The sequence below is a fragment of the Bosea sp. NBC_00550 genome (assembly GCF_026020075.1).
Taxonomy (GTDB): Bacteria; Pseudomonadota; Alphaproteobacteria; order Rhizobiales; family Beijerinckiaceae; genus Allobosea.
Genome location: NZ_CP102772.1, coordinates 3,715,601 through 3,732,767 on the forward strand (window position 1 = coordinate 3,715,601; position 17,167 = coordinate 3,732,767).

Consider the following 17,167-nt stretch of genomic DNA (forward strand, 5'->3'; position numbering starts at 1 on the left):
ACCATGCGCGAGACGATCATCGTCGATACCGATCCGGGGCAGGACGACGCCGTCGCGCTGCTGCTCGCCTTCGCCAGCCGGGATCAGCTCGATGTCAAGGCGATAACGACGGTCGCCGGCAACGTCCCGGTCGCTCAGACCACGGCGAATGCGCTGCGCATCCGCGACCTGGGCGAACGCGCCGACATCCCCGTCCATCGCGGCGCCGAAGGCCCCCTCGTCTTCCCGCTTGAAACGGCCGAATTCGTCTGCGGTCCGGATGGGCTCGCGGGGGCGGGGCTTCCTGCGCCTGCAAGCGAAGCCGCACCCGGCCATGCCGTGCAGACGATCATCGACATCTGCCGTGCGGCCCCGGAGGGTGGAATCACGCTCTGCCCGCTCGGGCCGCTGACCAATCTGGCGCTCGCCTTCCGGCTCGCGCCGGACATCCTACCGAAGGTGAAGCGCATCGTGGTGATGGGCGGCGCCATCGGGCTCGGCAACATCACGCCCGCGGCCGAGTTCAACACCTATGTCGATCCGCACGCCGCCGCGGTCGTCTTCGGCTGCGGCCGCCCGATCGTGATGTTCGGCCTCGGCGTCACGCTCCAGGCTATTGCCAGCCACGCGCAGATCGCGTGCATCGGCACGCTCGGCACCAGAACGGGCACGGCGATACACGGGATGCTCGACCGCCCACGCCCCGGCGGACTCGGCTCCGACGGCCATCCGATGCACGACCCCTGTGTCATCGCCTTTCTGCTCTGGCCGGAGCTGTTCGACGGGCGTGATTGCTTCGTCACGGTCGAGACCGGCGATAACCCCTTGCGCGGCCGCACCACGATCGACTGGAACGGACGGCTGAAACAGGTGCCCAACGCCCATGTCGTCTCGGCCGTGAAGGCCCATGAGCTGTTCGAGCGCCTGATCGAGCGCCTCGCCACCTTGCCCTGAGAGTTAAAAGCCATGCCGCATTTCGTCGAAGCGCTGCAACTGGAGGCCACCGAGGCCATCGCGCAGATGCAGGAGGCCGCATTGCGGGCACGCCACGCCCATGCCCGCGCCGAGCTGATGCGGCACATGCTGACCACCGCCCGCAAGGTCAGGGACAAGCCGAAGGCGGAAGCCGTCGAGACCGTCGTGCGCGAATGGATGGACGCCTGGAACCTCGGCCGCGCCGAGTGGCCGCACATCGCCCGCGAGATGGAGGCCTTCACCGAGGCCTTCCATGACTACGCCAACGATCCCGGCGAGGCGCATGACACGCGCTTGCGCGAAACCTGCGCCACGCTCGACGCCGCCCTCGAACAAGAAGGCACCTCGATCTCTGACCAGATGGCCTTCCGCTCGCAATGCGCTCATGGCTGGTGGGAGCTGGTGAAGCCGGTCCCGGACGATCTGCCCGGCCGCAAGCCGCGCCCCTCGATCCCCCCGCTTGAATCCGGCAAAGCATTCTGGGAAGCCGGCTGCGCCGAGTTCTGCAAGTAGGCTGCGTTCTCACGGAAGCGCGGGTCATCCCGGCCGGAGCGAAGCGCGGAGCCGGGATCCATGCCTGAACCTTGCTCGGAAACGCTCCAGTATGGATCCCGGGTCAAGCCCGGGATGACCGCGTATTTCCGCGACAGAACAGCGAGCCCGGTGCTCAGCTCTCCAGGAACTGCATCCTGTACAGCCGGGCATAGGCTCCGTCGCGGGCCAGAAGCTCGTCATGGCTGCCGGTCTCGACGACCTTGCCCTCGTCCATCACGACGATCAGGTCGGCCTCGCGAATGGTCGAGAGCCGGTGCGCGATGACGATGGTGGTGCGCCCCTTCATCAGCTTCGCCAGCGCCTGCTGGACGAGGCGTTCGGATTCGGTGTCGAGCGCGCTCGTGGCTTCGTCGAGCAGCAGAATCGGCGCATCCTTTAGGATGGCGCGTGCGATGGCGATGCGCTGGCGTTCGCCGCCGGAGAGCTTGTGGCCGCGCTCGCCGACCGAGGCGCCGTAGCCGCCCGGCATCGCCATGATGAAGTCATGTGCGGCCGCGGCCTGGGCGGCGGCGACGATCTCCTCCTGTGTGGCATCGGGGCGGCCGAAGGCGATGTTGGCGCGCACCGTGTCGTCGAACAGCACCACGTCCTGGCTGACCACGCCGATCCGATGGCGGAGGCTCTCGAGTGTCACATTGCGCAGGTCCTGACCGTCGATCTCGATGCGTCCCCCGCTCGGATCGTAGAGGCGCGGCACCAAAGCGAGCAAGGTCGACTTGCCCGAGCCGGAGCGGCCGACCAGTGCCGTCATCTTGCCGCCCTGGGCGACGAGTTCGATACCCTCCAGCGCGCGCTGATCCTCGCGATAACGGAAGCGCAGATGCCGGAAGGCGACTTCGCCGGTCTTGATCGCCAGGGGCTTGGCGCCCGGTCTTTCGACGATCTGCGGCTTCTCGTCGATTAGCGCGTAATAGCGCTTCAGAGAGGCGCCGGCTTCCTGGACGATGGCGTTGAGGTTGCCCAGCGAACGCATCGGCTGCGCCGCGAGCAGCAGTGCCGAGACATAACCGGTGAAATCGCCCACAGTCGATGAACCCGAAGTGATGCGCACCCCGATCGCGGCGAGCACGCCCGCGACCGCGATGCCGCCGCCGACCTCGAGCAGCGGATCGAGACGGCCGCGCGCATTGGCGGCCTTCATCTTCAGGGTCCTGATGGTCTCGAAGGCGCTGCCCGCACGCTGCTTCAGATAGGGTTCGAGCGAATCCGTCTTGGCGACGCGGGCTCCCTGCAGGCTCTCGGTGACGAGGCTTGCCATGATGCCGGTCTGCTCCTGCTGCGAACTCGCCATGCGCCTGAGCTTGCGACCGATCCGGCCGATCGGATGAGCCACCACCGGCGCGATCAGCAGGACCACCAGCGTCATCTGCCAGTCAATCCAGAACAGCGCGCCGACGAGCGCGATCGCCGTCACCACGTCGCGGATGGCGATGTTCACGATCCGCGTCAGCGCCTCCTTCACGAAAGTAAAGTCGGTCGTGAAGCGTTGGGTCAGCGAGGCTGGGTTCTCTTTCTGGAGCTGCGCGAGGTCGGCATCGATCAGATGGCCATAGAGCGCGGTCTGCATGTCGGCTTCGATGCGGCTGACGACATTGTTGGTCATCACCGTCTGGGCGAGCAGCGAGAAGCCCTTGATGGCGGTGACGATGACGACCACCGTCGCGATCGCGTTCACCACGCCGATCTCGTAGTTGATCGACTTCGAGACCAGCCGCTCCATGCGCCTGACGAAGCCGGTCGATTCGGCCGTCAGCGGATCGGCGAAAGCGTCGAAGGCCGCCTTGATCAGGAGCGGATAGAAGCTCGTCGTCGCGGCGATGATCACCACGAGCGCGAGGATCATTGCCATCTGTGGCAGGTAGGATTTGATCTGCTCGCGCCAGACACGGGCGAAGAGCGCGAGGGTATCGTCGGTAACGCGTCCGATCTTCATGGGCCGCGCCTATCACGGCAGGACGGCAAGCGCCACCGGGCGCATGCCCGCATCGAGGCCGGAGGCCTTGCTACGGACACGAAGCTGTCTTCCCATGGCCACAACCGATTCAGGAGACTCCATGCCGCTATCGCCGCCGGCCCAGCCCGGCCAAAGCCTCGCCGAAATCGAAACGCCGTCCCTCGTCCTCGATCTCGATGCCTTCGAGCGCAACCTCGTTGCCATGGCAGCCTTCACCCAGGCGCACGGCGTCCGGCTTCGGCCCCATTCGAAGACCCATAAGAGCCCCGAGATCGCCCTGCGCCAGATCGCGAACGGGGCGGTGGGGCAATGCTGCCAGAAGGTCTCGGAAGCCGAAATCCTGGTCGCGGGCGGCGTCGGCGACGTGCTGGTGACCAACGAGATCGCGAGCCCGGCCAAGCTCGACCGGCTGGCCCGGCTGGCCCGCAGCGCCCGCGTGGGCCTCTGCGTCGATCACCCCGACGGCGTGCGCGAGGCGGCGGAGGCGGCAGCCCGGCAGGATGTCACGCTCGACGTCTATGTCGAGATCGACGTCGGCGGCCGGCGCTGCGGCGTCGCCCCCGGCGAAGGCGCCGTCAGGCTCGCGGAAGCGATCGCCCGCTCCAACACGCTGCGCTTCGCCGGCATCCAGGCCTATCATGGCTCCGCCCAGCATATGCGCTCCATCGACGAGCGGCGCGAGGCGATCGAGCGATCGGGGCTCGCCGCGCGCAACACCGTCGAGCGGCTCGCCCATGCCGGGCTGAACTGCGAGATCGTCAGCGGCGCCGGCACCGGCACGCATGAGCTGGAGACGCAATCCGGCATCTGGAACGAGATCCAGGCCGGTTCCTACATTTTCATGGACGCGGATTACGCCCGCAACCGCCAGGCCGACGGCACGCCCTTCCGCAGCTTCGAACATGCGCTCTTCATCCTCGCCGGGGTGATGAGCAAGCCGGTGCCGGACCGCGCCATCGTCGATGCCGGCCACAAGGCCGCCGCCATCGATTCCGGCATGCCGACGCCATTCCGCCGCGACGGCGTCGTCTACACCAAGCCCTCGGACGAGCACGGCATCCTGACCGGCGATCCGATCGCGCTGCCCCATCGCGGCGACCGGCTGCTGCTCGTGCCCGGCCATTGCGACCCGACGGTCAACCTGCACGACTGGTATGTCTGCGTGCGCGGCCTGCACGGGCCGGACGCCCATGTCGAGGCGCTCTGGCCGGTGGCGGCGCGCGGCGCCCTGACCTGACGCATCGGCCCGCAAAGTGGGAACCGGTTTTCGGAAGCGGCCGATGCGAAACGCAAGCGCATAGCCATGCTCGCGGAACTCGCCCTGCGGCTGGCGACGCCGGCCGCGCGGATGACGCGCAAGCTCGGCCTGGTGACCGAGAGCGTCGCGCTCTGGTCGCGCGGCCTCCGGCAGCGCCGCGCCTGGGCCGAACATCACACTCGCTGCCGGGCCGTAGTGGCGCAAGCCGTGGCCGAGCTGCCCGCGCGACGGACCGCCGTCATCCTCGGCTCCGGCCTGCTGCGCGACATCCCGCTCGGCCTGCTTTGCGCGAATTTCGAGCGTGTGCTGCTGGTCGATGCCGTCCATCTCCCGCAAATCCGGCTTCGCATGCGCTTCCGGCGCAACGTCACGCTGCTGACCCGCGACCTGACCGGCATCGTGGGCTGGCTCGCCGGCGAGAGCGACGGCCGCAGCGATCCGCTGGTCGACCTTGTCGCCGATCCGGAGCTGGACCTCGTCGTATCAGCCAATCTGCTGTCGCAGCTCGCCTGGCCGATCGAGGACTGGCTTGCCGACAACCCTGACCGTGCGGAGACGCTGCCACCCGATCTGCCGGCACGCTGCATCGCCTGGCACCTCGCCGATCTCGGCCGCTTCCGCAGCCGCGTAATCCTGCTGAGCGATGTCGACATGATCGAGCGCGATCGCTCAGGCGCGATCGTCGACCGGCTCGATCTGACGCGTGGCGTCGAACTGCCTGCGCCGGACGAAAGCTGGGACTGGCCCGTCGCGCCCTTCGGCGAAGCGGCTCGCGACCGCGAGAGCATACACCGCGTCGGCGCCTGGCCGGATTTCCGCTAGAGTGCGCTGTCGTCCGACGCTTTCAGGATGCATGCGAAACCGCGCCGTCATCCCGGGCTTGACCCGGAATCCATCGAAGGACACCGGAGCTCTATGATGGATCCCGGATCAGCGCCGCTGACGCGGCTTGTCCGGGATGACGAGGCGGTTCCACAGGATACTAGACCTTACGGCCGCCAACCGGTTTCCTCGACAGGAGCGCTCTCGCGCTCCTCCTGGCGGCGCGCCTCCTCGACGATGGCGAAGAGCGCCCGCAACGACGCATCGACGCCCTCGCCCGAGGCGGATGACAGGATGATCGGCATGCGCTTCGCCGCCCGCTTCAGCCGCGCGACCTGCTCCTTGAGCAGCTCCGGCGTCAGCGCGTCGACCTTGGAGAGCGCGACGATCTCCGGCTTGTCGGCCAAGCCCTCGCCATAGGCCTCGAGCTCTTCGCGAACGGTCTTATAGGCCTTGCCGGCGTGTTCGCTCGTGCCCTCGACCAGATGCAGCAGCACGCGGCAGCGTTCGATATGGCCGAGGAAGCGGTCGCCGAGGCCATGCCCCTCATGCGCGCCCTCGATCAGTCCGGGAATGTCGGCCAGCACCATCTCGCGCCCGTCGACCCGCACGACGCCGAGGCCGGGGTGGAGCGTGGTGAAGGGATAATCGGCGATCTTGGGCTTCGCCGCCGTAACGGTGGCCAGGAATGTCGACTTGCCGGCGTTGGGCAGGCCGACGAGCCCGGCATCGGCGATCAGCTTCAGCCTCAGCCAGACCCAGCGCTCCTCGCCGGGCAGGCCGGGATTGGCGTGGCGCGGCGCCTGGTTCGTCGAGGTCTTGAAATAGGCATTGCCGAAGCCGCCATTGCCGCCCTTGCACAGCACGAAGCGCTGGCCCGGCTCGGTCAGGTCCGCGATCTTGGTCTCGCCGTCCTCTTCGAGGATCTCGGTGCCCGGCGGCACCTTCAGCACGATCGCCTGCGAATTCGCGCCATGGCGGTCCTTGCCCATGCCGTGCTCGCCGATCTTCGCCTTGAAATGCTGCTGGAAGCGGAAATCGATCAGCGTGTTCAGCCCCTGCACGCATTCGACGACGATATCGCCGCCGCGCCCGCCGTCGCCGCCATTGGGCCCGCCGAATTCGATGAACTTTTCGCGGCGGAAGGAGACGCAGCCCGCGCCGCCGTCACCGGCCTTCACATAGATCTTGGCTTGGTCGAGGAATTTCATGCCGTTTCAGTAGTGATGACAGAAGGAAAGGGCAATGCCGCCTTTCCTTCTCGCCCCTCGCGTCAGGAGGAATGGTGTCAAGCCGCAAGCCGCAGCATGCTCATTTCCTCGCGAAGCGCGTCGGCGAAGCGCCGCGCCGCGAGATCGGGATGCGGCGCCATGATCAGCCCGACGGAGAGCTCGAACAGGGGCGGCAGGCCCTCGGCCGGGCCGAGCCGGCGGAGCGAGGGCGGCATCGCGCTTTCGGTGATCGCCGCCACGCAGAAGCCGGCTTCCACTGCCGACAGCACGCCCGACGTATGCGAGCAGGAAAAGACGAGCCGATGCGCCTTGCCGGCCGTGTTGAGCGCAGCAAGGATGCGCGGCCGCGCCCGGCATCCCTCGGCAAAGAGCGCGAGCGGCAGAGTCTCCTGTAGTTCCGGCCGGTGGCCGCGCGCCGCCACCCAGACCAGCGGCTCGCGCCGCAGCATCTCGCCCATCGGCTTGTTCGGATCCTGCGTGACCACGGCGATGTCGAATTCTCCGGCCAGCAGCGCCGGCTCGATGCGCTTCGACAGATCGCAGCGCACTTCGAGCTCGACCTTCGGATGCTCGGCGGCGAAACGCGCGATCAGCGGCCTGAGATAGGCATCCATGTAGTCGTCGGGAATGCCGATGCGCAGCCGGCCGGACGGGGTGTCGCCACTGAGATCGGCCAGCGCCTCGCGCTCCACTGCAAGCAGGCGCCGCGCATGGGCGATCAGCCGTTCGCCGGCATCGGTCGGCGTGACGCCGCGCCGGGAGCGCTCCAGCAGCTTGTGGCCGAGCTGGTTCTCAAGATCCTGGATCCGGACCGAGATCGCCGACTGGGTGCGGCCGAGCCTGGCGCTCGCGGCGGTGAAGCCGCCGGTTTCGGCCACGGCCACCAGCATGCCGAGCGCGGCAAGGTCGAAATGAACGGTCATGACGTGCCTCCCTGGAACGAGGGCCTTCGATCGATTTTAAGAATGGTTAAATCAGAATAATCCGTTTTTCCGATGGAAGGAAGCGCCCTATATCCACGCCTGAACGAGGCTCAGCCCCGCCGCATCGTCGCGACCGAAGCTGGCTTCAACATCAGTCAGAAACACCATGTCAGCTCCCGCCATTTCCGTCCGGCCTGCCTCGCCCGCGCTCGCGATGTTCCTTACGCTGCTCGCCGGCGCGACGTTCATCGGCTTCTCCGGCATCTTCGTGCGACTGGCCGATGTCGGCCCCGCCGCGGCCGGATTCTGGCGCATGGTGTTCGCCCTGCCGGTCCTCGCCGCCTGGACGGCGCTGGAGCAGCGCAAGCCGGCGGGCGACAAGGTGCGCGGCGGCGCCTTCGGCGCGGTCGCGCTGGCAGGCCTGACCTTCGGCATCGACGTCACGCTCTACAACGCCGCTCTCGGCCATACGACGATCGCCAACGCCTCGCTGCTCGGCAATCTCGCCCCGGTCGGCGTCGTGCTCGGCGGCTGGCTGCTGCTCGGCGAGCGCCCGTCCCGACGCATTCTCGGCGCGCTGATGCTCGCGATCGCCGGCGCGCTGCTGCTCGTCCTGCCGAAATTCACCGGTGCCGCCCAGGTTTCGGGCAATCTGCTGGGCGACAGCCTCGCCGTCGGTGCGGCGATGTCCTACGCCACCTATATCCTCGCCGTGCGCCGTGCCCGCGACCGGGCGGATGCCGGATATGTCAGCCTCGTCTCCAGCGTGGTCTGCGCCGTCTTCTGCCTCGCGGCAGCGCTGGCGCTCGGCGAGCAGATCATTCCGTCGAGCCTGCAGGGGTGGCTCGCCGTCGCCGCGCTCGGCCTCGTCTCGCATGCGCTCGGCCAAGGGCTGATCACGCTCTCGCTCGGCAGCTATGGCGCGAGCGCCGCCTCGCTCGTCATGGTCTGGCCGGCGCTGGTCAGCGTGCTCGCCGCCTGGGCGCTCTTCGGCGAGCAGCCGACGCCCGTCCAGGCTTTCGGCGGCGTCGCCATCCTCGCCGCCGTGCTGATGGTCCGGCGCGGCTAAATCGCAAGACTTACTTACGCCATTGCCTTGACGCCGTAGTGCAGGATCACGGTGCCGTTCTTCAGCGGGCGGGCCGTGATCAGCGAGAAGCCGCGCTTGTCGGTGCCTTGCTTGAAGAAGGGCGTGCCCCGGCCGATCGTGAGCGGCGCGACCCCGAGCATGATCTCGTCGACCAGCCCGGCGGCCAGCAGCGATTCCGTCAGCTCGGCGCTGCCGAAGACATAGATATCCTTCCCCGGCACGGCCTTGCGCCGGGCGATCTCGTCGGCGATGTCGGCCGTCACCGTCGTGTTGTTCCAGTCCGAGCCCGTCAGGCTGCGCGAGGCGACGAGCTTCGGCAGGCTGTTCATAAAGGCTTTGGTCTCGCCCTCCTCCTCCGCGCTCGTCCAATAGGCCTTCATGCCCTCATATGTGACCCGGCCGAAGACGAGCAGCCCGGCCTTGTCTCCGAACTCGCTGCTCATCTCGTTCAGTTCCTCGCCCCAGGCATCGCTGTGGAAGGCCAGATCCCATTTTTCCGGCCCTTCGAAGAAGCCCTCCAGCGTCATCAGATTCCAGACGATCAGCTTGGCCATCTCACCTCTCCTGCCGCGCTCGGATAAACCAGTTGTGAATTGCAATTGGTTGATGATTATCCAAACCGATCCTACATTGCAATCAGTTTGGAGACGAGCATGCGCGAGACCGGCCGTTCGGGCTGTCCGATCAATCTGACACTTGAAATCCTGGGCGATCGCTGGAGCCTGATCGTCCTTCGCGACATCATGTTCGGCAATCGACGGCATTTTCGCGAGCTCCTGTCGAAATCGGAAGAGGGCATCGCCTCGAACATCCTCGCCGATCGACTGAAGCGACTGGTCGAGAAGGGCCTGCTCTCGCGCCGCGACGATACCAGCCACAAGCAGAAGGCGATCTACAGCCTGACCGAGATGGGCATCGCGCTCGTTCCCGTCTTCGCCGCGATGGGCGAATGGGGCCGCCGCTTCCTGCCGGTGACGGAGGAACTCTCGATCCGGGCCGAACTCCTGAGCGAAGGCGGCCCGGCCTTGTGGGAGCGCTTCATGCAGGAGCTCAGGCACCTGCATCTCGATGCAAACAAGCCCGAGCACTCCGTGCTCGGCGAGCTGACGCAGGCCTATCAAGCAGCGCTGGCGCGGCGGAAGGCTCTGGCAGGCTGAGCCGCACGGACACCGGCCGACTTATCCCCGGTGGCCAGGACTACCGGACAATAGGGCTCCTCTCAGGAGCCCGTCATGCCAGCCCACCATCGCTTTTCTGACCGCGGGAGCGAGCTTCGCACCCTGCGCATGCGCTTGCTTCGCCTGCGAGACGAACTCGGCCTGATCCGGCGCGATCACTGGCTTCGCAAATACAATCCTTCCCAACCCCGCGTGCCTGCCGGCGGCCCTGGCGGTGGACAGTGGACCAGCGGCGCGGGAGGTGGCGGCGGTTCAGGCGGCGGAAACCCAGATTTTCCCGACGGCACATCGCTCGACGCAGATGCCGGCTGGTCCTCGCTCGGCGAGGGCTGGAACGAGGACGGCTCGGTCTTCGAGCAGGCCGTCACGGACGGCCAGGGCACGACGATCCAGTCGGAATACGCCGCCTCGCGCGCCGCCGGCTTCGACGAACGCCAGACCGTCATCGACCGCGATGGCAACACGGTAAGCTTCGAAACGACGGACAAGGTCCAGTTGATCCGCGACGGCGGCCCAGACGGAGAAATAGTCAGCCAATCGGTCTGGGGAGAAAATGGACCAGACGTGGTCGAGGCGAGATGGCGACGCGGCGGAGGATCAGGAGGTTCTCGGTCGCAAGCGGCCGGCAAATTGTTCGACTGGTTCAATAGCCTGGGAGAAAGCAGCGGCGCTCTACCCGTTCTAGGGTTTCGTGCCCACGATTATGCACCTGGGAAGGCCGATTCTTTCAGCACGTCATGGGTCGGCAAGGTTGATCGTGCCGAAGTCGAACAAGCCTGCCCTTACCTCCCAAAAATCCAGGAAATGTTGGATGATGCGGCACGCGAGGCCGGACCGCCGAGCAATTTCTCAACGATGCAGAAATACGGCACAGACGTTCATCTCCGACTCAAGAATCGCGTCGATGTCTGGAACAATCCTGCCGTCGTCGCAGAACGGTCCTACTTCAAAGAATTGCGCGAATTGGGGGAGCAGCCTTATGGAACAGCCGGAACCAAACGTTTTGATGTCTTTGAAAGAGGAATCAATGGGACCCGTTGCCTTTACGATATCAAGACGGGCCGCGAGCTCTCACGTTCTGAGGCGGACATTACCGCCGATGCCGCTATGCGCATTCGCGGATCAGTGAATCGCCCTCTCGTAATCGAGTTGAGGCCTCGACTTTGACAACGCGGCGACAGATCGACGAGCTTCTTCGTCCCTATCGGCAGCGCAAAGACCTTCATGTCCGTGGGCATGAGATTTATCTCGTGCCTATCCATCATGTCACCCGCGGCCTCAGAATATATCGGACGGGTGAGGCCGATCGTTTTGACATCGCCTTGTTCGTCGGCCTCAGCTTTGACCCGGCGTTGGGGTCCCCACGTGCGGTGTCCCAGGTTTTCAGATACGAGAACTGGCTAGCCCGCTGGACGGAGCCGAATCTTCAGCAGCATTTCGAACGCATTATCCGAGAATACGTCTTGCCGTCGCTGAGGCCCCTGAACTTAGCAACTTTTGCCATTGAACAGGACCCACCTCGTCAAGGGCCGGAACTCCCGCTCGAAGATGCGTTCGAGCTCGTGCATATGAAGGCCTTGCTCCATACCGCTCGGGGCGATTTCAAAGCTGCAGCCGCAAGCCTTGAAGTTCTAACTGAAATCCCGCGCGGTCACCGCGTGATGGAGCCGGTCCTGAGTGCCCTTCTGGACCATCTCCGGCCACTGATCTTGGCCAATGACCGCACCGCGGTGGCTGCCATGTTGCACGATTGGGAAGCGGACTCGATAGGGCGCTGGGAATTGTCCGCGCATCACGAACGCACGCCCTTCCCGCTCGAACTTCAGCCGCAGCCCTGATACCTCACTCCGCCGCCAGCCGCGGCGGCGCGGGCTTCGACATCGCCTCGGCCGTCGCGATCGCGGGGGCCGCGTGCTCGTCGATCGGCTCCCAGTTGCTCTCGTCCTCGGCCTTGCTGAAGAAGCGGCCGAAGAGCCAGCCCGTTGCGCGAGAGAGATCGTCCATCACCATGTAGAAGGATGGCACGAAGACGAGCGACAGCACCGTCGAGACGAGGAGGCCGCCGATGACCGCGATCGCCATCGGCGCGCGAAACTCGCCGCCGTCGCCGACGCCATAGGCCGAGGGCAACATGCCCGCCGCCATGGCGATGGTTGTCATCAGGATCGGCCGCGCGCGCTTGCGTCCCGCCTCGATCAGCGCCGTCAGCCGGTCCTTGCCGCGCCCGACCTCCTCGACTGCGAAATCGACGAGCATGATCGCGTTCTTGGTGACGATGCCCATCAGCATGAGCAGGCCGATATAGACCGGCATCGACACGGCATTGCCGGTCGCCAGCAGCGCGATCACGACGCCGCCGAAGGAGAGTGGCAGCGAGAGCAGGATCGTGATCGGCTGGAAGACCGACCCGAACAGCAGGATCAGCACGGCCAGCACCAGCATCAGCCCGGTCGTCATCGCCGTGATGAAGCCTTCGACGACCTCGCCCTGGATCTCGGCATCGCCGGTTGCGGCGATCCAGACGCCGGACGGCAGGCCGACCTCCTTGACGATCTGCTGGAACTTCTCCTGCGCCGTGCCGAGTTCGAAGCCGCGCTTGAGATCGGCGCCGATCTGTGCCCGGCGGACCCGATCGTAGCGGTCGATCGAGCTCGGCCCCTCGCCGAAGCCGATATCGGCGACGGCGGTGAGCGGAATCGAGACGCCGCTCGTGTTGGTCACGCGCAGCGCGGCGATGTTGCGGATATCGGTGCGGGCATCTTCTTCGAGCTGCACGCGGATCGGCACCAGCCGGTCGCCGGCGTTGAACTTGGCGAGATTGGCGCCGACATCGCCGATCGTCGCGACGCGCACGGCTTCCGAGATCGCTTCGGGCGTGACGCCGAGATTGGCGGCCTCCTCCAGCTTCGGCGTGACGCGCAGCTCCGGGCGGCTCAGCGAGCCAGCGGTCGCGACGTTGAGATAGCCGTCGACTTGGCGCATCCGCGCCTCGATCTTGGCGACGGCGGCATCGAGCGCATCGCCGTCCTTCGACATGATCGAGAAGGCCATCTCGCGTTCGCCGCGCTCGTTGACGTACCAGGCGCGCACATCCGGCACGCTGGCGAGCTTCTCGGCGATCGTGACCTTGAGCTCCTTCTGCCTGATGTCGCGCTCGGCCTTGGGCTTCAGCAGGATGAAGACGGCGGCGCGGCGGACCTCGCGCTGGCCGGTCGGCGATGCCCCGCCCAGCACGAAGACGTTGGTGACCTCGGGAATCGCCTTCAGCGCGTCGACGAGATGGTCGGTGGTGACGCGCGTATCCTCGAGCGTCGAGCCGGGCGGCAGCTCGACCGAGGCCACGACGCGGGAGGTGTCCTCGTCCGGGATGAAGCCGGTCGGCAGCAATTGCGTCGCCTGGATCGAGCCGACCAGGAAGAGGAAGCCGACCACCAGCGTCGCATAGGCGGTGTTGAACGGCATCGTCCGCCAGCGCCGCGAGCCGTCGAAGCGCGGGAAGAACGGGATGCGCCGCTTCTTCAGCGTGCCGTTCAGCAGGCCGACATAGGCCCGCATGATCCATCCGTCCTTCGGATCGGCATGCTTCACGGGGCGCATCAGATAGGCGGCCATCATCGGCGTGATCAATCGCGCGACGAGCAGCGAGAACAGCACCGCAACCGCCACGGTCAGGCCGAACTGACGGAAATACTGCCCGGCGACGCCGCCCATGAACGAGACCGGCGCGAAGATCGCGACGATGGTAAGCGTGATCGCGATGACAGCCAGGCCGATCTCGTCGGCCGCCTCCATCGCAGCGCGATAGGGCGATTTGCCCATCTTCATGTGCCGGACGATGTTCTCGATCTCGACGATGGCGTCGTCGACGAGGATGCCGGTCACCAGCGTGATGCCCAGCAGGCTGACGAGGTTGAGCGAGAAGCCCATCAGCTCCATCGCCCAGAAGGTGGGGATGGCCGAAAGCGGCAGGGCGATCGCCGTGATCAGCGTCGCGCGCCAATTGCGCAGGAACAGGAAGACGACGACGACGGCGAGCGCGGCACCCTCGATCAGCGTCTCCATCGCCGCCTTGTAGTTGCCGTGCGTATAGGCGACGGCATCGTCGATCGGGGTGATCTTGATGTCGGGGAAGCGCTTGTTCAGCTCCGCCACCCGCTGCGCGACGACATCCTTGACGGAGAGTTCGCTGGAGCCCTTCGAGCGGAACACCGCGAAGGTCACGACCGGGCTCTTGTTCAGCCGGCCGAAGGCGCGCGGCTCCGAATTCGAATCCTCGACGCGGCCGAGCTCCTTGAGGCGCACCTCGCGCCCGCCGGTCAGCGTGATCTTGGTTTCGGCAAGCTCGGCGACCGTGCGCGCGCCCGCCAGCGTGCGGATCGCCTGCTCCTGCCCGCCGACCTCGCCCCGCCCGCCGGCCAGATCGACATTGGTGGCGCGGATCTGGCGGTTGACCTCGCCCGCGGTGATGCCGAGCGCCAGCAGCCGGTCGGGATCGAGCGAGATGCGGATTTCGCGGTCGACGCCGCCATAGCGCTCGACGCGCCCGACGCCCTTGAGGCCCTGCAGCTCGCGCGCCACGACATCGTCGACATGCCAGGAAATCTGCTCCAGCGTCATCCCGGCCGAGGCCGCGCCATAGGTCAGGATCGACTGGCCTTCGACGTCGATGCGCTGGATGATCGGCTCGTCGATCGTCCGCGGCAGATCGGCCCGGATCTTGGCGATCGCGTCCTTGACGTCGTTGACGGCCCGGTCCGTGTTGGTTTCGAGCCGGAACTCGATGATGGTCTGCGACTGCCCGTCGGTCAGCGTCGACATCACATGCTTCACGCCGGTGATGTTCGCGACCGAATCCTCGACGCGCTTGCTGACCTGGCTTTCGAGCTCGGCCGGTGCGGCGCCAGATTGCGTCACGGTGACGGAAACCAGCGGCACGTCGATGTTCGGGAAGCGCGTGACCGGCAGCTTCGAGAAGGAGAGCAGCCCGAGCACGCAGAGCACGACGAAGAGCAGGATCGCCGGAACCGGCTTTCGGATCGACCAGGCGGAGAAATTCACGTTCATGGCCGAATCCGTCAATTGGTCGCGACAGGCGTGACGAGATCGCCGTCGCGCACGAAGGTGCCGGCGCGTGCCACCACGGTCTCACCCTCCGCGAGTCCGGTCGCGATCTCGGCCCGTCCACCGCCGGCCAGGCCGATCGTCACCGGCTTGGTCGTGACCTTGCCGTCCTTGACGGTCTGCACGGTCGCGCCCGAGCGGCTATAGGTGATCGCCGAAAGCGGCAAGGTCACGGCCCGCTTGCGGCCTGTCTCGATGATGCCGCGGGCGAAGCTGCCGAGCGACACGGGCGGGTTGCCGTTGAGCGCGACGCGGACGCGGCCGAGGCGCGAGGCCTTGTCGACCTCAGGCGAGATCAGCCGGATCGTGCCCGCGAGCGCGTCCTTGGCCCCTGCGGGCAAGACGGAGACGCCCTGACCCACCTTCAACCCCGGCAGCTCGACCTCGGCGACCTGCGCTTCCAGCTCGACCGCCCCGTCGGCAATGATCCGGAAAAGCGGCTCGGCTCCGGCGCCCATGCCGGCCGTTGCGCCGAGACGCGCGGTGCGGCGGCTGACGATGCCTGCATGCGGCGCCTTGATATCGGTCCGCGCGAGCTTGACCGTGATGTCCTTGCCCTGCGCCTGAGCGAGCGCCAGATCGGCCGTGGCGATGGCGAGCGCCTGCCGGGCCGAGTTCGCCCGCGCCTGGCCCGAGCGCGCAGCGGCCGCACGCTGGTCGAACGTCTCGATGCTGGCATTGCCGGTGTCGCGCAGCGCCTTGGTCCGATCGAAGGCATTGTTGGCCTGGACGAGATTGGCGTCGGCCTCGGCGATCTGGGCATTGGCCTGAGCGACCAATGCTTCCGCGCGGGCGATCTGCGCGTCGTTCTGCACCTTCTGGACGTCGAGCGTCACGCGGTTCAGCCGGGCCAGCACCTGCCCTTGCGCGACCTTGTCGCCCTCCTCGGCCAGAAGCTCGACGATCGACAGCCCGTCGACCTCCGGTGCCACCAGGATCTCGTCGCGCGCAACCATCGAGCCCGAGACGACCACGCTCTGGACGATCTCGGTCATCTGCGCCTGCGTCACGGTGACGGACGGCCCGGCAGCAGCCGCGGCCGGGGCCGGCGTCTGCGCGACGAGCGGCAACGGGATCGCCAGGAGAGCCGCTGCCAGCGCCATCGGGGCGACCAGGCGAAAAACGGTCATGCGAACGGGCATCGGGTGTGGTCCTGTTGCGGCCTTGAAGCCGGAGGAAAAGGCGAGAAGCCCGGCGGGTGCAGACATCATGGCTGCACGTCCGCTTCGGGCAGGAGCATGGTCTGCGCGAGCTGGCGCATGCTGGCGAAAAGCGTGTCGGCGGCAGTTGCCTCGTCGAAGGCCGGATCCATCCCGCGCCGACAGAAGAAGCCATCGGCCATCATCGAAACCGCCAGCAGGAAGCGGTGTTCGTCGAGCCGCGGCGGCAGCTCGCCGTTGTGCTTGGCCTCGCCGATCGCCGCCGCAAGCCCTTGGGCCACCGTGCCTTCGATATCCGCACACATGCGCGCCATCTCCGGGTTGCGCGCCGCCTCTGCCCATATCTGCAAGGCGATGACCGCCTTCTCGCGCGGTTGGCGGACGAGATGCTTGCGGCCGAGCTCCTCAAGCTGATCGAGCAGCGCGCCGTTGTCGGGGCAGAGCTCGCCGAAATCGGTCGCGATCAGGGAACGGTCGCGCTCGGCCATGCCGGCGATGATGGCGTCCTTGGAGCTGAAATAGCGATAGAGATTGCCAGGGCTCATGCCCGCCTCGGCCGCGACATCCTGCATCGTCGCCGCGTGGAACCCGGCGCGCGCGAAGACGCGCTCCGCCGCGTCGAGGATGCGGATATGTCGCTCCGACAGGGCGGGATCGGGCTGCGACGTGGAAACCAGAGGTGGCATCAGAACTCGGGAAAATGAGAATGAACGTTCATTCTCATCTCAGAAAGCGGAAGCGCGGTCAAGCGATTTGCCATCGGGGGTTGCGATTCCGCCGGGCATACCGCCCGAAGCTTGCCGGATCATTGCAGCGATCCCGGCGCACAAATTGCTTGCGTCGTCCCGTGTGGAACCTCATGTTTAGGGGCGATCTGGCATGGCTTTGCGCGCATCTACCCCGTCCGCCGAAGCGCGAGC

The 17,167-nt window shown here is 66.5% G+C and carries 15 protein-coding genes; 8 read left to right on the plus strand and 7 right to left on the minus strand.

Features of this window, described 5'->3' with window-relative positions; translation table 11 throughout:
• The first annotated feature begins 3 nt into the window (after positions 1-3).
• Complete coding sequence (locus tag NWE53_RS17830; RefSeq protein WP_265050715.1) at positions 4-933, plus strand: nucleoside hydrolase; 930 nt, start codon at positions 4-6, stop codon at positions 931-933.
• A 12-nt stretch (positions 934-945) separates the two neighbouring features.
• The gene (locus tag NWE53_RS17835) at positions 946-1,467 is read left to right on the plus strand and encodes a hypothetical protein (protein ID WP_265050716.1); all 522 of its coding nucleotides are present in this window, start codon (positions 946-948) and stop codon (positions 1,465-1,467) included.
• 154 nt (positions 1,468-1,621) lie between these two features.
• On the opposite strand, the gene NWE53_RS17840 is transcribed toward NWE53_RS17835, so the two are convergent.
• Positions 1,622-3,442 (minus strand): ABC transporter ATP-binding protein, encoded by a 1,821-nt coding sequence (locus NWE53_RS17840; protein ID WP_265050717.1) that lies wholly within the window; start codon positions 3,440-3,442, stop codon positions 1,622-1,624.
• A gap of 121 nt (positions 3,443-3,563) precedes the next feature.
• Here NWE53_RS17840 and NWE53_RS17845 point away from each other — a divergent pair, with 121 nt between their 5' ends.
• Positions 3,564-4,700 carry a DSD1 family PLP-dependent enzyme gene (locus tag NWE53_RS17845; RefSeq protein WP_265050718.1) on the plus strand — a complete coding sequence of 379 codons (1,137 nt, stop codon included), beginning with the start codon at positions 3,564-3,566 and terminating at the stop codon, positions 4,698-4,700.
• A 66-nt stretch (positions 4,701-4,766) separates the two neighbouring features.
• Complete coding sequence (locus NWE53_RS17850) at positions 4,767-5,543, plus strand: hypothetical protein (RefSeq protein WP_265050719.1); 777 nt, start codon at positions 4,767-4,769, stop codon at positions 5,541-5,543.
• Positions 5,544-5,710: 167 nt separating this feature from the next.
• Here NWE53_RS17850 and obgE read toward each other — a convergent pair whose 3' ends face one another.
• On the minus strand, positions 5,711-6,754 hold the full coding sequence (gene obgE / locus NWE53_RS17855; protein ID WP_265050720.1) for a GTPase ObgE: 1,044 nt from the start codon (positions 6,752-6,754) through the stop codon (positions 5,711-5,713).
• Between the two features lie 77 nt (positions 6,755-6,831).
• A complete protein-coding gene (locus tag NWE53_RS17860; RefSeq protein WP_265050721.1) occupies positions 6,832-7,698 on the minus strand; it encodes a LysR family transcriptional regulator in 867 nt (288 codons plus the stop codon).
• Between the two features lie 166 nt (positions 7,699-7,864).
• Here NWE53_RS17860 and NWE53_RS17865 point away from each other — a divergent pair, with 166 nt between their 5' ends.
• Positions 7,865-8,767 (plus strand): DMT family transporter, encoded by a 903-nt coding sequence (locus NWE53_RS17865; protein ID WP_265050722.1) that lies wholly within the window; start codon positions 7,865-7,867, stop codon positions 8,765-8,767.
• Between the two features lie 14 nt (positions 8,768-8,781).
• Here NWE53_RS17865 and NWE53_RS17870 read toward each other — a convergent pair whose 3' ends face one another.
• Positions 8,782-9,342, minus strand: coding sequence for a dihydrofolate reductase family protein (locus tag NWE53_RS17870; RefSeq protein ID WP_265050723.1), 561 nt, complete (start codon positions 9,340-9,342; stop codon positions 8,782-8,784).
• 99 nt (positions 9,343-9,441) lie between these two features.
• Here NWE53_RS17870 and NWE53_RS17875 point away from each other — a divergent pair, with 99 nt between their 5' ends.
• The 3 genes from NWE53_RS17875 to NWE53_RS17885 all read left to right on the plus strand — a co-directional run bounded on the left by NWE53_RS17875 (position 9,442) and on the right by NWE53_RS17885 (position 11,804).
• Complete coding sequence (locus NWE53_RS17875; protein ID WP_265050724.1) at positions 9,442-9,945, plus strand: winged helix-turn-helix transcriptional regulator; 504 nt, start codon at positions 9,442-9,444, stop codon at positions 9,943-9,945.
• Between the two features lie 75 nt (positions 9,946-10,020).
• Complete coding sequence (locus NWE53_RS17880) at positions 10,021-11,133, plus strand: hypothetical protein (RefSeq protein WP_265050725.1); 1,113 nt, start codon at positions 10,021-10,023, stop codon at positions 11,131-11,133.
• Positions 11,130-11,804, plus strand: coding sequence for a hypothetical protein (locus tag NWE53_RS17885; RefSeq protein WP_265050726.1), 675 nt, complete (start codon positions 11,130-11,132; stop codon positions 11,802-11,804). Before NWE53_RS17880 ends, NWE53_RS17885 begins: the two co-directional genes overlap by 4 nt.
• Before the next feature lie 4 nt (positions 11,805-11,808).
• Here the strand turns inward: NWE53_RS17885 and NWE53_RS17890 are convergent, their stop codons facing one another.
• The 3 genes from NWE53_RS17890 to NWE53_RS17900 all read right to left on the minus strand — a co-directional run bounded on the left by NWE53_RS17890 (position 11,809) and on the right by NWE53_RS17900 (position 16,933).
• Positions 11,809-15,030 (minus strand): efflux RND transporter permease subunit, encoded by a 3,222-nt coding sequence (locus NWE53_RS17890; RefSeq protein ID WP_265050727.1) that lies wholly within the window; start codon positions 15,028-15,030, stop codon positions 11,809-11,811.
• 11 nt (positions 15,031-15,041) lie between these two features.
• Complete coding sequence (locus NWE53_RS17895; protein ID WP_265050728.1) at positions 15,042-16,217, minus strand: efflux RND transporter periplasmic adaptor subunit; 1,176 nt, start codon at positions 16,215-16,217, stop codon at positions 15,042-15,044.
• A 77-nt stretch (positions 16,218-16,294) separates the two neighbouring features.
• The gene (locus NWE53_RS17900; RefSeq protein WP_265050729.1) at positions 16,295-16,933 is read right to left on the minus strand and encodes a TetR/AcrR family transcriptional regulator; all 639 of its coding nucleotides are present in this window, start codon (positions 16,931-16,933) and stop codon (positions 16,295-16,297) included.
• Positions 16,934-17,167: the final 234 nt, after the last annotated feature.